The organism is Halomicrobium sp. HArcht3-1 (genome assembly GCF_058933345.1).
Genome location: NZ_JBZYDM010000026.1, coordinates 59,953 through 73,636 on the forward strand (window position 1 = coordinate 59,953; position 13,684 = coordinate 73,636).

Consider the following 13,684-nt stretch of genomic DNA (forward strand, 5'->3'; position numbering starts at 1 on the left):
GAGCGCGAGCGAGCGCGCGCCACCGCGGATTTCCGTCTTAGTTTTCGTTTTCGAACTGTTCGGGATCGTCGGCGGCGTCGACGACGTTCACCGCGCGGACGGCTTCTGGCACGTCGTGGACGCGGACGATGTCGGCCCCGCGTTCGGCCGCGAGCGTCGTGCCGGCGATGGTCGCGTCCAGACAGTCGCCCGCGTCGGCCCCGACGAGTTCGAACATCGACTTGTGGGAGTGACCGACGAGAATCGGGCAGCCAAGCGACTGGAGTTCCTCGATCCGGCCCAGCAGTTCGAAGCTCTCGGCGGCGGTCTTGCCGAAGCCCAGCCCTGGGTCGACGACGATCTGCTCGCGGTCGAGACCGGCCTTCTCGGCGAGCAGGACGCGCTCGGTCAACTGGTCGATGCAGTCCTCGACCACGTCGTCGTAGTCGATGTCGGTGTCCGGGTCGACGGGCGTCTCGATGCTGTGCATCACGACCACGGGCACGTCGTAGTCGGCGGCGACGAGGCGCATCTCGGGGTCTTCGAGGCCAGACACGTCGTTGAGGATGTCCGCCCCGGCATCGAGTGCGGCGCGGGCGACCGGGGCCTTGCGGGTGTCGACGGCGACGGCGGCGTCGAGGTCGGCCAGCCGTTCGATCACGGGGACGACGCGGTCGATCTCCTCCTCGGCGGGGATCACGTCCGCACCGGGGCGCGTCGATTCCCCGCCCACGTCGAGGATGTCGACGCCGTCGGCGATCATCTGCTCGGCGCGGGCGACGGCGTCCTCGACAGCGTTGTACTCGCCGCCATCGTGGAACGAGTCGGGCGTGATGTTGAGGATACCCATGACTGCGGTGCCGTCGGTCCACGGATACGTCCGCTCGGGCGCTGGCTGCTGGATGTCCAGCGCCGCCCGGAGTTCGTCGGCCAGCGACGCGAGACCGTACGGCTGGCCGGCTAGCTTGTCGGTCAGGCGCTTGAACTGGGCCATCGTCCCCATCAGGAGCACGTCGAGCATCTCCTCGTCCTGATTGTTCAGGCCGGAGATGGCACACTCGCCACCCACGGAGAGCAGTTCTTCCTTGAGGTACTGGGCCTGTCGGGGCTGGACGCGCGTCTTGAGCAGGCGGTGGACGGCCTTGCCGCCCATTCGCCACGCTCCGGCGTCGGTGACGTGCGTCGCCGCGATCGTCTCGCGAGCGTCCGCGACGCCGTCGACGCGCTTGGGAATCGTCGGGCGAATCCAGCGCTGGCGGGCCTCGGCGACGGCGTACAGCGACCCCGTGACCAGCACGCAGTCGCCGTCGTCGGCCGCGTCGAGCGCCAGATCGAACGCGCCGGCCACGTCACTGCGGCGCTCGACCGTGGCGTCGGTCTCGTCGGCGAAGGCGGTCGCGACGACCTGCTCGTCCTCGGCCCGATCCCGGTCAGGCTGGCAGGCGACGACGTGGTCGGCCCCGTCGAGCGCGGCAGCGATGGCGCGCAGGTCCTTGTCGACCATCGCGCCGGCGACGACGTGGAGGGCGTCGTAGTCGAACTCGGCAAGCGTCTCGGTGACGCGGGCGACGCCACCGGGATTGTGCGCACCATCGAGCACGACCAGCGGCGACTGGCCCATGATCTCGAAGCGGCCGGGCCAGTGGGCGTTGCGCAGGCCGCGAGCGAGCGTGTCCGCGTCCACGTCCGTGATCTGCCGGCACAGCGTCGCGGCGATGCCGGCGTTCTGTGCCTGATGAGCACCGAGTAGCGGCAGTTTCGTGTCGACGGTCCAGTCGTCGCCGTCGATCGAGACCGACCCCTCCAGTCCCTCGCGACCGTGGTAGGCGACAGCTACGTCAGTGTCGTTGTCGGTGTCGTCCGGGCCGCCGACGGTCACCACGTCGCCCGCGACCTCGCGGACGGCGGCGAGTGCATCCCCGGTCGTACCGGTGACGACCGGCCGGTCGTCGGGCGCGACGTGGGCCTTGTCGCGCGCGATTTCGGCGATGGTGTCGCCCAGAATGTCGGTGTGTTCGAGCGTCACCGTCGTCACGGCGCTGGCGACGGGATCGACCACGCTGGTGGCGTCGAGTTTCCCGCCGATGCCGACCTCGATGACGGCCACGTCGACGGACTGGCGCTCGAACTCCCAGTAGGCAAGCGCCGTCAGCGTCTCGAACAGCGTCGGTGACGTGCCGTCGGCCGCCCGGTCGGTGACGTACGGTTCGACCGATTCGACGAACTCGACGATCGTCGACTCGGTGATCTTCCGGCCGTTGACGCGGATGCGCTCGCGAACGTCGTCGAGGTGTGGCGAAGTGTACAGGCCCACGTCCAGTCCGGCCTCGCGAAGCGTCCGCTCGACCATGCGTGCGGTACTTCCCTTCCCGTTCGATCCGGCGATCTGGATGCAGTCGGTCGACTCGTGGGGATCGCCGAGGTGAGCGAGCAGCGACCGGGTGGCGTCCGTGCCCGGCCGCAGCGCGAATCGGCGAAGGTCGAAGAGGAAGTTCGCCGCCTCGTGGAACTCCATGCCACAAGCAATCCGGTGGGCGCGCTTTAGGCTGGCGGTTACCCGAAGTCTACTGTGTCACAGTCGACACATCGACGCCGTCCTATTTGCCCAGCGCGCCGTTGACGGCGTCCAGCAGCGTCTCGTTGGGATCGTGGCCGGTCGCCCAGTACATGATCGGGTGCCCGCGTTCACCGGCGTACTCGGCCTTGACGCCGACCGATTCCTCGTCGTCGTAGCTCAGGAGACTCGATCCGTCGAACAGGTACGGGACCTTCGCTTCGTCGTCCCAGTAGCGGGTGTGGCCCGAGAACTGTCCGTCGATGTCGGCGAAGCCGTACGCGCCGCCGCTGCCACCGAACGACTGGAACAGGCCGTCGTTTTCGGTGCTGTCGACGCCGGTGAACTCCCGGCCGTAGAAGGCAAGCCCCATGACGAGCTTTTCGTTCGGCCAGCCCTGGTCACGCAGGTACGACAGCGTGTTGTGGATCGAGGAGTCGCTCTGGGCCGTCGAGTTGGCGTACAGCGGCGAATTGTGGTTCGTCTCGTCGACGAACACCGGCGAGTGCATGTCGTAGGTCATCATCTTCGCGTAATCGAGCGCGTCGATCAGGCGGTCGTGGGGCAGGATCGAAAGCTGTGACTCGGCGTGGTTCAGCGCCGCCGTCAGGTAGTAGTCCGTCCCGTCCTCGGCCGCGGCGGCATCGAACTGGCGGCGACACTCTTCGAGCAACGCCGCGAAGTTCGCCGGGTCGTCCTCGTAGGACGTGAGTCCGTCGGGACCGAACGGACCGGGGAACTCCCAGTCGATGTCGATGCCGTCGAGGTCGCGCTCGCGCATCAGTTCGACACACTCGCTGGCGAAGGTCTCCCGACTCGATTGGTCTTTCGCGAGGTCGGGGAACCCCTGTGAGTTGTTCCAGCCGCCGATCGACAGCAGGGTCGTCACGCCGTCGATGCCGCCGGCGTCCCACGGTGCCGAGACGGAGCCGTCGGCGCTAACACTCCCGAACGTCTGGATGACGTGGGTCAGCTTGTCGGCCGGGGCGGCCCCCTGGAACTCGTAGGCCATGACCGGGTGTTCGTCCCAGCCACCGTCACTGCCCGAATCGCTCTCGACGGTAAGCGTCGTCGACGTGCTGTCGCTGGCACCGCTGCCGTCCGTGACCGTCAGCGTGACCGAGTACTCGCCGGCCGAGTCGTAGGTGACGGTGGTCTCGACGCCCGTCGCGTCGACGCCGTCGCCGGACCACTCGTAGCTGAGGCTGTCGCCGTCTGGGTCGGACGACGCGCTGGCGTCGAGCGTGATCGTGTCGCCGACGACCGGTGCCGACGGCGAGGTATCGATCGCCGCGGTCGGTCCCTGATTGGTGTCGCCGTCGGAGCCACCGCCGGCGTCGCCGACGCGCTCCCAGACCGTCGCATCGGGACCGGGAGCCGTCCCGCGGGTCCACCACTTGGCCTCCCAGACCGACCCCTCGTAGACCACCCGGTCGCCGCCGGTGTAGGTGGCGCTCGAATCGTAGGTCGGGTAATCGCTGTCGCCCGAGTCGCCATCCGAGCCGCTCCCGTCGTCCGACCCACCGTCGGAGCCGTCGTCCGACCCGCCACCGGCGTCGCCGACGCGCTCCCAGACCGTCGCATCGCCACTCGGTGTCGTCCCGCTGGTCCACCACTGGGCTTCCCAGACTGACCCCTCGTAGATCACTCGGTCGCCGCCGGTGTAGGTGGCGCTCGAATCGTAGGTCGGGTACTCCTGCTGTGCGGTTGCTGTACTCGCCCCGGCGAGAGCCGCTGCCATCGCCGCGCTACTCCGTAGCACTGATCGACGTGTTCGTTTCATCGTAGGTCTCCAGCCACATCCGGGGTGGCCGGCTGAACTGTCGTCCCCCACACCGGTCCCACCCCCGTCGGTGACTGTGTGGTAACACTCGACAATAGGTAAATAATGCTTTGGTATCGACTAAAACCAATGGCAAGAGTGAGGTCGATAGAAGTGGGCGAGGCGAGTGGGCGTCACTCGGAACGCATCGTTCTGACGATCGCACCGCCGACTGCGAGTGCTGCCATCCCGACGAGCGGGGCCACGTCGACCGTGGATGCAGTCCGGTCCTGATCGGTCGCCGGTTCCGACTCCGTCTCGACAGCGTCCTCGTCGTCGCCGAACACGCCGGTCACGCGGTCGAGATCAGGCGTCGGGAGATCTGGTACGGGCAGCTCGTCAGCGTCGGATCGACGCCGGTACAGCAACGCGCCGACGGCTACGACGACGGCGAGGATCGCCCCACCGACACCGGCAAGCAGGAGTGTGCGACGGCGGCCACTCGCTTCGTCTTCGGCGGCGTCCGCCGGGACCTGCTCGCCTGCACCCGGCGGTGGCGTCTCGCCGAACCTCGGTCCGTGTCGGTCCGGTGACGGGGGCGCGGCCGGACTCGTCGGTTCACTGCTCGCCGCGTCGTCGAAGTCGTCCAGTTGCGCCGGAGAGAGGCCGAGTGCGTCGAGGAGCGACCGCATCGCCTCGGCATCGATGTCGAACCGCAGCAGACTGAAGTCGTCGCTCATACCAGCACCGACGACGGCCCGGTGTATAAATTCGGCGTGCGTCACTCCGTCTCGGCGTCGAGTTCCGTCGCGGAGTCGTCCGCCCGATCCGTCGCGGTGGTGTCGACCGCGTCGGTGTCGCGCGTCGGTGCGGAGGGTCGGCCGGCCTGTCGGTCCGCATCGATGGCGTCATCGATGGCGTCCACATCCGAGACGGTCGACACCTCGGCTTCCTCGTCGAGCAGGTCGCGAAGCCGCCGCTCGTACGCTGGCTCGGTTAGCTCACCGTCGACGTAGCGTCGTTTCAATCGCTCTCGTCTCGTCTCGATCGAGACGGCGAAGCGGTCTGCGAGACCGAGGCGGGAGAGCGGTGGGACCACGCGCTCGGCGCGCGCGAACGCCGACGACAGTCGGTCGTTCTCGGGGAACGACGGGAGCGAGACACGGCGGGCCACGGTGACGAGGAATCCGAGCGCGAACGCGAGGTCGGCGGCGACGAGCACCGCCGCGATCAGCAAGACGAGCGCGGCGTCGCCGAGTACGGCACCGAGAGTGGCACCACCGGCGAGTCCGGCGAGCACCGAGAGCAGGCCGACACCGACCGTCCCGACAGCGAGCACGGTCGTGACTGCCACCAGTGCGAGCAAGAGCCAGTGGCGATTGCGGGTGATCCAGGACACGGTCGGCCTTGGATCGGCGTGGCAAAAAGCGCGCGGTGATCGGTCGCCACCTGCCTACGCTCGGAAGTGACACCGCCACGCAGTTCGAACGGTGCTACGAGCGGTCGGTGGTGTGGGTCTCGAACAACTGTGCCATGATCGTACGTTCGCCCAGCCGGAGGTGGCGATTGATCGTCGGCTGTGACACGTCGAGGGCGTCTGCAAGCTCCTGCCCGGACGTGTCCCGCGGCCAGTTGTAGAACCCGGAGAGATACGCCGTGTGGAGGACTTCGCGCTGGCGGTCGGTCAGCCCGTCGAGCATCGTGTCGGCGACGGCCCGGTCGGTCGCGGCCGAGTGGGAAACGTCTTTTCGTCGGCGCAGTTCGACGGTCCCCGCCGCTTTGAGCATCGCCACGAACGTGCGCACGTCGGTACCGACAGGCACCTCGACCACGATATCGAGGCCGTCGGCGTCGGCCGTGATCGACTGTGGACGGCCGCCGTGGCGCACGAGCGTCGAGACGACCGTCTCGCTCCGAACAGTCACCTCGAAACCACCCTCGCTCTCCCGGACGAGGCGGTGGCTCGGGACTTCGTGTCGGTCGGCGAGCACCGAAGACACTGTGGCCGGTTCGACGCCGGTCACGCGGACGTACAATCGCGTCAGATCGTCACTCCGGGCAGCCATCCCCTCGTACTCGACGGTCCCGCCGGTCGCGCGGGCGAGGTCGACGAGTACGTCGTCCGTGTCTTCGAGTCGCAGCGTCAGGGAGAGCGCCGTCTCGGCACCGAGTGACGCCTTCGTCGAGAGGTTCGTGATGGCGTTGGCGACGCTCTCGCCGAGTTCGGCGAAGACGCTGCCTTCGAGGTCCTCGAAGGCACCCGCCTCGGTGGCGTAGACGCTCAAGACACCGTACTCGTACTCGTCGAGCGCGATGGGGACCGCGAGCACCGACTGAAAGTTCGCAGCCAGCGCCGCGCGGCGCCACTGCTCGCGCTGGACGTTCTCGGCGACCGTCGCCACCAGCGTCGGCTCGCCTTCGACAGCGGCTTCGACAGCAGGTTCGAGCGCGCCAGCGGACCGATCCAGCGGTGCGCTGTCGAGATACCGCTCGCCGTCGCCAGCCCAGGCGCGGGGTTCGAGACGGTCGCCGGCCGCGTCGAACGCGCCGATCCACGCGAAGGAGACGGCCGCGTCCGAGACGAGCTGTTCGCAGACGGCCGCTTCGAGGTCCGCGCGGCTGTCGGCGGCGATGAGCGACTGGTCGATGCCGCGGATCGTCTCGTTGATGCGGACCTGCCGACGCAGGCGTTCGTTCTGGGCCTCGATTTCGGCGTCGCGCTCGCGCAGTTCGGCCGTTGTTTCGAGCCGGTCGAACACCGCCTCGGTGGTCGCACCGACCGTCTCCGCGAGCTGATTTCGCTCCAGGTCGACCGTGCTCGACTCGAAGACGGCGACGAACACCCCGTGACCGCCCAGTGGCACCACCAGTCCGTTCGCCGAATCGGCGGCGAAGGGGCCACCGGTCACGTCCTCGGTGTCGTCGACGACATCGAACGTACCGGTGACGTAGGAGTGCCACAGCAGCGAGTCGCTCCCGGGACCGATCGGCTCGGCAGTCCCACCACAACACTGATCGAAGTCGGCCGAGCGGGCAGTGGGTTCGAGTCGGTTCGCGTCCGCGACGTAGCGGTAGATGCCGGTGGCCTCGGCGTCGAGGATCGCGGTGGCAGCGTCGACGACGACCTCGGCGGCCGCGTCGATCGATTCGACGCCGAGCAGTCGCTGAGTCGTCTGATGAAGCGTCTCCAGTGCGAGTTCGCGCTGTTTCTGTTCGGTGATGAACTGCGAAATGCCGATCAGACCCTGGATATCGCCGTGTTCGTCGTACCACGGGACCTTCGAGACGAGGACGTACTCGTCGATGTCGGGTTCGTACTCGACCCGGTCGAGGACCGGTTCGCCCGTCTCGACGACCCGCATGTCGTCGGCGTACGAATCGCGCCAGACCGCCTCCGGGTAGATCTCGCGGTCCGTCTTCCCGATGAAGTACGCCTCGTCACTTGGGTACTCGTCGAAGTCGTAGGGCGTCGTCGTACGGACGTGTCTGCCCTCGGTGTCCTTCACGAAGATGTGTGCCGGGAACTGCGCGAACAGCGAGTCGAGCAACGTCGACTTCTCGTTCAGTTCTCGTCGACACTCGTGAGTGTCTTCGACGAGCGACCCGATGGCGTCGGCGAGTTCCGCGACTGCGTCGTCCCCGTCGATGTCGAACGCCACCGTCTCGCCGTCGTTGGCACGCCGAGCACGTTCGAGAAGCACGCGGAGCGCGTCGTCGTTCCCGGCCGCGGCAACCCCGAGAAGGCTCACGATCACGAGCCAGCCACCGCTCCCGAGGGGGTCGACGGCGACGGTGAGCGCGGGTATCGCGGCCACGAGTGCCTCGATCACACCCCCGTTCGTCGGGATCGCTGCCAGCAGCATGCTGTCACCGAAAGTATCGGCTCGACTGTATTTAGGCACACGGCCAACAGCGACCGCGGCGACGCTCGTCTGCGGTCGACACTATACATATAGCATCGCAGTAACGGTCGGCCAACACAGTTCTAGACCATCGCAAAGCAGGGAGGGGCAGTTGTGAGAGACAGGAATGACGCCAACCCGATCCGAACCGAACGCCAAGCAGCCCACACCGTCCGAACGACCGATACTGGAGGTCGTTCGCGCGGTCGCAGCCCAAAAGGAGGTCGACCCGATCGATCTGGATCCGCCGCTCGGTCAGGTCGTCGACACGGACGCACTCGCCAAGCTATTGGACAGCGAACACGCTGCCACCGTGCAAGTGAGCTTCGAGTACGCCGGCTGTCGGGTCATGGTGACGCACGAAGACGTATCGGTCGAGCGCCTGAGCGAGGGGGTGTAGTCTCGTGACGACGACGGACGGCGTGCGAGCGACCGGCGACGGCATCCGAGAGACGTACGAAGAGTACACCATTCGTGGTCGTCGAGTGGGATTGATCGCCGACCCGGAACACACCCACGCGTGGATCCAGTCCGACCGGACCGTCGCGGTCGAGCCATAGGTCAGCGGCCAGCATGGGCCACAGCCACACACAGGAGACTCCCTGATGGACTCCATCGACGACACTCACCCGGTCGTTCGGACGCTCACCGCGCCGACGACAGTCTTCTGTCTCGACAGCGACCGCGACTATCCGGCGCTGCTCAAGACGGCCTACGAGCATCGTGACGACATGACGGTCCGAACGGAGACCGATCCAGTGAGCGCGCTGGACCAGCTCGACGGCGTCGACTGCGTCGTCAGTGCCGACAGACTCGACGGGATCAGCGGACAAGCACTGTTCGACCGGGTCCGCGAGCGAGCGCCGGGGCTGCCGTTCGTGCTCTACACCGACGAGTCGCTCGATGCGGTCACCGAAGAACTGCTGACTGCGTCGTGGACGGACTCGGTCGTGAAAGGCTGGAGCAAGGCACGCGTCGAACAACTGGTCCAGCGGATCCATCGACTCGTGACGGCTCGCCGTCTCGACGCACTGGCTCGCCGCTACTGTGCCGCCCTCGAAACGAGCCGACAGGCGACACTCGTCGTCTCACCTGCGGGGACCGTCGAGTTCGTCAACCGCCGATTCGACGCCGAACTCTCAGTGGATCGGACACACATTACCGGGCGGCCGTGGGCGACGGTGTTTACCGACGAATCCGTCGACACACTCCGGACGAACGCGCTCCCGGTCGTCGAGAAGGGGTGGCGCTGGACGGGCGAGACGACGCTGGACGGCGAGCAGGCGAGCGCGGGCAGTCGCCAGACGAGTCTGACGGGGCTCGACGACGGGAGCATGATCTTCTCGTTCCAGCCACTCGACCGCTAGTGTCCCGAGCCTCGACACCGAGCGTCAGCGGAGGTGCTCGCGGCCGCTCCATCACTCCGTACCGCTGGTGCCACTCAGTGCTCCTCCTCCAGTTCCGAGTCGGGATCGAACAGCCGTTCCATGATCCGTTGCTCACCGAGCCGGAGGTGGCGGTTGATCGTCGGCTGTGACACGTCGAGGGCGTCTGCAAGCTCCTGCCCGGACGTGTCCCGCGGCCAGTTGAAGTAGCCGGAGAGGTACGCCGTTCGGAGGGCTTCACGCTGACGGTCGGTCAGTCCGTCGAGGATCGTCTCAGCGAGACCCTGCTTGGTGTTGAGCGAGCGTGTGACCTCCGTTCGTCGGCGCAGTTCGACGGTCCCCTCCGCTTCGAGCATTTCCACGAACGTGCGCACGTCGGTGCCGGCAGGAACGTCGACTACGACATCGAGACCGTCGGCGTCGGCCGTGATCGACTGTGGCCGACCGCCGTGGCGCACGAGCGTCGAGACGACCGTCTCACCCCGCACCGTCATCTCGAAGACCGCGTCGTCGTCGTTCGCAGAGACCAGTCGGTAGTCCGCCACCGTGGTGCGGCCGTCGAGCACATCCGAGACGGTCGACGGGGCTGCGCCCCGCGTCCGCACGAACAGCCGGGCACTCCCGTCGGACTGAGTCACCAGCCCCTCGTAGTCCACGGTGCAGTCGCCCGCCCGGGCGACTGCAGTTAGCAGGTCACCGGCGTCCTCGATGCGAAGAGTCAGCGAGACGAACGTATCCGAGTGCAGTGCCTGTCTGGTGGTGAGACTCGTGATGGCGTTGGCGACGCTCTCGCCGAGTTCGGCGAAGACGCTGACTTCGAGGTCCTCGAAGGCACCCGCCTCGGTGGCGTAGACGCTCAAAACGCCGTACTCGTACTCGTCGAGCGCGATGGGGACCGAAAGCACCGACTGAAAGTTCGCCGCCAGCGCCGCGCGCCGCCACTGCTCGCGCTGGACGTTCTCGGCGACCGTCGCCACCAGCGTCGGCTCGCCTTCGACAGCGGCTTCGACAGCAGGTTCGAGCGCGCCAGCGGACCGATCCAGCGGTGCGCTGTCGAGGTAGCCCCCACCGTCACCGGCCCAGGCGCGGGGTTCGAGACGGTCGCCGGCGGCGTCGAACGCACCGATCCACGCGAAGGCGACGGCCGCGTCCGAGACGAGCTGTTCGCAGACGGCCGCTTCGAGGTCGGCGCGGCTGTCGGCGGCGATGAGCGACTGGTCGATGCCGCGGATCGTCTCGTTGATGCGGACTTGCCGACGCAGGCGTTCGTTCTGGGCCTCGATTTCGGCGTCGCGCTCGCGCAGTTCGGCCGTTGTTTCGAGCCGGTCGAACACCGCTTCGGTCGTTGCACCGACCGTCTCCGCGAGCTGATTGGTCTCCATGTCGACCGTGTCCGACTCGAAGATGGCGACGAACACCCCGTGGCCGCCCAGTGGCACCACCAGTCCGTTCGTCGAATCGGCGGCGAACGGTCCCACCGCCGTCGTATCGTCGGTCTGATCGACGACGCTGATCGTGCCGGTGACGTAGGAGTGCCACAGCAACGAGTCGTGCTCGGGGCCGATGGCGTCGGTGCTGCCAGACCACGACTCGAAGTCGGCCGAGAGGGCGGCGGGTTCGAGTCGGTTCGAGTCCGCGGCGTAGCGGTAGATGCCGGTGGCCTCGGCGTCGAGGATCGCAGTGGCAGCGTCGACGACGACCTCGGCGGCCGCGTCGATCGATTCGACGGCGAGCAGTCGCTGGGTCGTCTGGTGGAGCGTCTCCAGTGCGAGTTCGCGCTGCTTCTGTTCGGTGATGGGCTGTGAGATGCCGATCAGACCGCGGATCGAGCCGTCCTCACCCCGCCACGGCACCTTCGAGGTCACCATCCACTCTTCCATGTCGGGTGCGTACTCGACTCGATCGAGGACTGGTTCACCGGTCTCGATGACCTGCATATCGTCCTCGTACCACTCTGTCGCAGCCTCCTGGGGATAGATTTCGAGATCCGTCTTCCCGATGAAGTACGATTCCGCTCGTGAGTACTTCTCGTAGGAGTAGGGCGTCGTCGTACGGACGTGTCGCCCCACCTCGTCCTTGACGTAGACGTGGGCCGGCAGCTGCGCGAACAGCGAGTCGAGCAACGTCGACTTCTGATCGAGTTCCTGCTCACACTCGCGGGCCTCGGCCACCAGCCTGCCGATAGCATCGGCGAGTTCCTCGGCAGTATCCGCACCGTCGACGTGGATGTCGAAGTCCGGATCGGCGTCGGTGTCCGCACGCGCCTGACGCACGCGTTCGAGGAGCACCCGTATCGCCTCGTCGCTGTCCTCGACGGTGATCCCGAGCAGTCCTGCGGTCACCAGCCAGCCGGTGAGCGCAGGGTCGAAGAGCGGCGAAAATGCCTGTGCGATGGCGAGGGCGACCATACACCCGAGAAGTGCCACCAGCAGCGAGAGTCTCATCGATTGTCAATCGTGACGAATGGTAATTAGCGACACGGTTGGTACCAATACCCAAACAGATGAAACTGTCGGTCGCGACGGGTGACGCTATACATATACGACCGATACTGTCGTCGCCGAACACAGTTATAGGCCATCGAGATACGGACGGCGTTACTTGTTACTGGTATCGATGACGACCAACCTGACCGAACGAGACCCGGAACGTCCCCTGTTCCGAGTCGTACGTGCAGTCGCAGACGAACGCGGTGTCGAGCCGACCGCGCTCAATCTGCCCCTTGGCACCGTCGTAGACGCCGACGCGCTCAGCAAACTACTCCAGAGCGAGGCAGCGAGTGCCGTCGAAGTCACCTTCGAATACGCCGGGTGCCACGTCTCGGTCACGCCCGGCAGCATCGCCGTCGAGCGACTGCGCGAGGCGGTGTAGTCTCGTGTCGACGATAGAGGGGGCCACGGCGACCGACGACGCGGTTCGGGCGACGTACGAAGAGTACACGATCCGTGGCGAGCGGATGGGGCTGATCGCCGACCCCGAGCGCACTCACGCATGGATTCAGTCCGACCTGATCGTGACTGCCGAACCGTAGCATCGAAGCACCCGGACCGACCGGCCCGACCATCGACACACCGTATGCAAACGACCCATCACATCGATCCGATCACACGGACCACCGAAGCGACGACGACCGTGCTGTATCTCGACAGCGATTCCGAGTATCTGGCGCGAGTCGAGGCCGCGTTCGACGGTCACGACTCGATCACCGTGCGCACGAAGCCGACAGCCGACAGCCTGCACGACGCCCTCGGCGATGTCGACTGCGTCGTCAGTACCACCGATGTCGATGGGACCAGCGGGTCGGCGCTGCTCGACGTGGTGCGCGAAGCTGAGCCAGCGCTACCGTTCGTTCTCCACACCGAGGAGCCGGCGCGTGTGGTCGACGACGTGCTCGGGGCGGCGTGGACCGACTATCTCGAACGGAGCGCCGATGAGCTACGACCCGACCTGCTCGCCCATCGGATCGGTCGGCTCGTGACGGCTCGTCGTCTCGACGCTCTCGCGCGGCGCTATCACGCCGCACTCGAAACAGGCCAGCAGGCGATGCTCGTGGTCACGTCCGAGGGGAACATCGAATTCGTCAATCGCCGACTCGAAGCCGAACTGCAGGTCGATCAGTCCGCGCTCGTCGACCGCCCCTGGTCGACGTTGTTCACCGACGAGTCGGTCGACAGACTCCGTACCGACGCGTTCCCGATCATCGACGAAGGGTGGCGCTGGACCGGGGCATTGACACTGTCGACCGGCAATGGGCCATCGCGTCGACGCCGGATCAGCCTGACGCGACTCGCCGATGGCACTACGATATTCTCGTTTCACGGAGAAGCGACCGACGAGTGACGACGGGCGACACGAGCGTCGATGCTGTCCGCTCTCGTCTATCGGGCGTTAGACGCTAATCGTGTCTAAAGTACCGTGGCGGCGTTGCCGCCACGTCGTTCCGACACTAATCGTGACGGAACCACCGTCAGAACGGGCACTGTCTAGTTGAGGGATTGAGGAATGAGGAGGCCGTAGCGAGAAGTGCTCATGCAACTCGCAGACCTCCTCAGAGAAACGTTAGACGAGGACAGCCAAGACGTTTGGGAGAACGAGCGCACCC

General features: G+C 66.5%; 12 protein-coding genes and 2 pseudogenes. 7 read left to right on the forward strand and 7 right to left on the reverse strand.

The features are described 5' to 3' along the window. Nucleotides 1-37: 37 nt before the first annotated feature. The 6 genes and pseudogenes from folP to AC5FRW_RS19520 form a co-directional block, all read right to left on the reverse strand. The gene (gene folP / locus AC5FRW_RS19495; RefSeq protein WP_493570141.1) at nucleotides 38-1,132 is read right to left on the reverse strand and encodes a dihydropteroate synthase; all 1,095 of its coding nucleotides are present in this window, start codon (nucleotides 1,130-1,132) and stop codon (nucleotides 38-40) included. Nucleotides 1,133-1,240: 108 nt separating this feature from the next. Continuing rightward, nucleotides 1,241-2,494 (reverse strand): annotated as a pseudogene (locus AC5FRW_RS19500) (bifunctional folylpolyglutamate synthase/dihydrofolate synthase); the annotation flags it as partial. A gap of 82 nt (nucleotides 2,495-2,576) precedes the next feature. Further along, entirely contained in the window at nucleotides 2,577-4,316 is a 1,740-nt protein-coding gene (locus tag AC5FRW_RS19505; RefSeq protein ID WP_493570129.1) for a glycosyl hydrolase family 18 protein, read from the reverse strand. A gap of 173 nt (nucleotides 4,317-4,489) precedes the next feature. Then, nucleotides 4,490-5,035 (reverse strand): hypothetical protein, encoded by a 546-nt coding sequence (locus tag AC5FRW_RS19510; RefSeq protein ID WP_493570130.1) that lies wholly within the window; start codon nucleotides 5,033-5,035, stop codon nucleotides 4,490-4,492. A gap of 41 nt (nucleotides 5,036-5,076) precedes the next feature. Further along, entirely contained in the window at nucleotides 5,077-5,694 is a 618-nt protein-coding gene (locus AC5FRW_RS19515; RefSeq protein ID WP_493570131.1) for an SHOCT domain-containing protein, read from the reverse strand. A 94-nt stretch (nucleotides 5,695-5,788) separates the two neighbouring features. Beyond that, complete coding sequence (locus tag AC5FRW_RS19520) at nucleotides 5,789-8,158, reverse strand: bacterio-opsin activator domain-containing protein (RefSeq protein ID WP_493570132.1); 2,370 nt, start codon at nucleotides 8,156-8,158, stop codon at nucleotides 5,789-5,791. A 166-nt stretch (nucleotides 8,159-8,324) separates the two neighbouring features. Between AC5FRW_RS19520 and AC5FRW_RS19525 the strand changes: the two genes are divergently transcribed. Genes AC5FRW_RS19525 through AC5FRW_RS19535 form a run of 3 tightly spaced genes read left to right on the forward strand, consistent with a single transcriptional unit; the run spans nucleotide 8,325 to nucleotide 9,564 of the window. After that, the gene (locus tag AC5FRW_RS19525) at nucleotides 8,325-8,597 is read left to right on the forward strand and encodes a HalOD1 output domain-containing protein (protein ID WP_493570133.1); all 273 of its coding nucleotides are present in this window, start codon (nucleotides 8,325-8,327) and stop codon (nucleotides 8,595-8,597) included. A 4-nt stretch (nucleotides 8,598-8,601) separates the two neighbouring features. Next, a complete protein-coding gene (locus AC5FRW_RS19530; RefSeq protein ID WP_493570134.1) occupies nucleotides 8,602-8,757 on the forward strand; it encodes a hypothetical protein in 156 nt (51 codons plus the stop codon). Nucleotides 8,758-8,802: 45 nt separating this feature from the next. Next, entirely contained in the window at nucleotides 8,803-9,564 is a 762-nt protein-coding gene (locus AC5FRW_RS19535) for a response regulator (RefSeq protein WP_493570135.1), read from the forward strand. Nucleotides 9,565-9,638: 74 nt separating this feature from the next. Here AC5FRW_RS19535 and AC5FRW_RS19540 read toward each other — a convergent pair whose 3' ends face one another. Then, nucleotides 9,639-11,990: a bacterio-opsin activator domain-containing protein gene (locus AC5FRW_RS19540; RefSeq protein ID WP_493570136.1), complete on the reverse strand. Its 2,352-nt coding sequence runs from the start codon at nucleotides 11,988-11,990 to the stop codon at nucleotides 9,639-9,641. 208 nt (nucleotides 11,991-12,198) lie between these two features. Here AC5FRW_RS19540 and AC5FRW_RS19545 point away from each other — a divergent pair, with 208 nt between their 5' ends. The 4 genes and pseudogenes from AC5FRW_RS19545 to AC5FRW_RS19560 form a co-directional block, all read left to right on the forward strand. Next, nucleotides 12,199-12,453 carry a HalOD1 output domain-containing protein gene (locus tag AC5FRW_RS19545; protein ID WP_493570137.1) on the forward strand — a complete coding sequence of 85 codons (255 nt, stop codon included), beginning with the start codon at nucleotides 12,199-12,201 and terminating at the stop codon, nucleotides 12,451-12,453. Between the two features lie 4 nt (nucleotides 12,454-12,457). Next, nucleotides 12,458-12,613 carry a hypothetical protein gene (locus tag AC5FRW_RS19550; protein ID WP_493570138.1) on the forward strand — a complete coding sequence of 52 codons (156 nt, stop codon included), beginning with the start codon at nucleotides 12,458-12,460 and terminating at the stop codon, nucleotides 12,611-12,613. A gap of 44 nt (nucleotides 12,614-12,657) precedes the next feature. Further along, entirely contained in the window at nucleotides 12,658-13,422 is a 765-nt protein-coding gene (locus AC5FRW_RS19555) for a PAS domain-containing protein (protein ID WP_493570139.1), read from the forward strand. A gap of 189 nt (nucleotides 13,423-13,611) precedes the next feature. Continuing rightward, nucleotides 13,612-13,684, forward strand: a pseudogene (locus AC5FRW_RS19560) (IS6 family transposase); the annotation flags it as partial.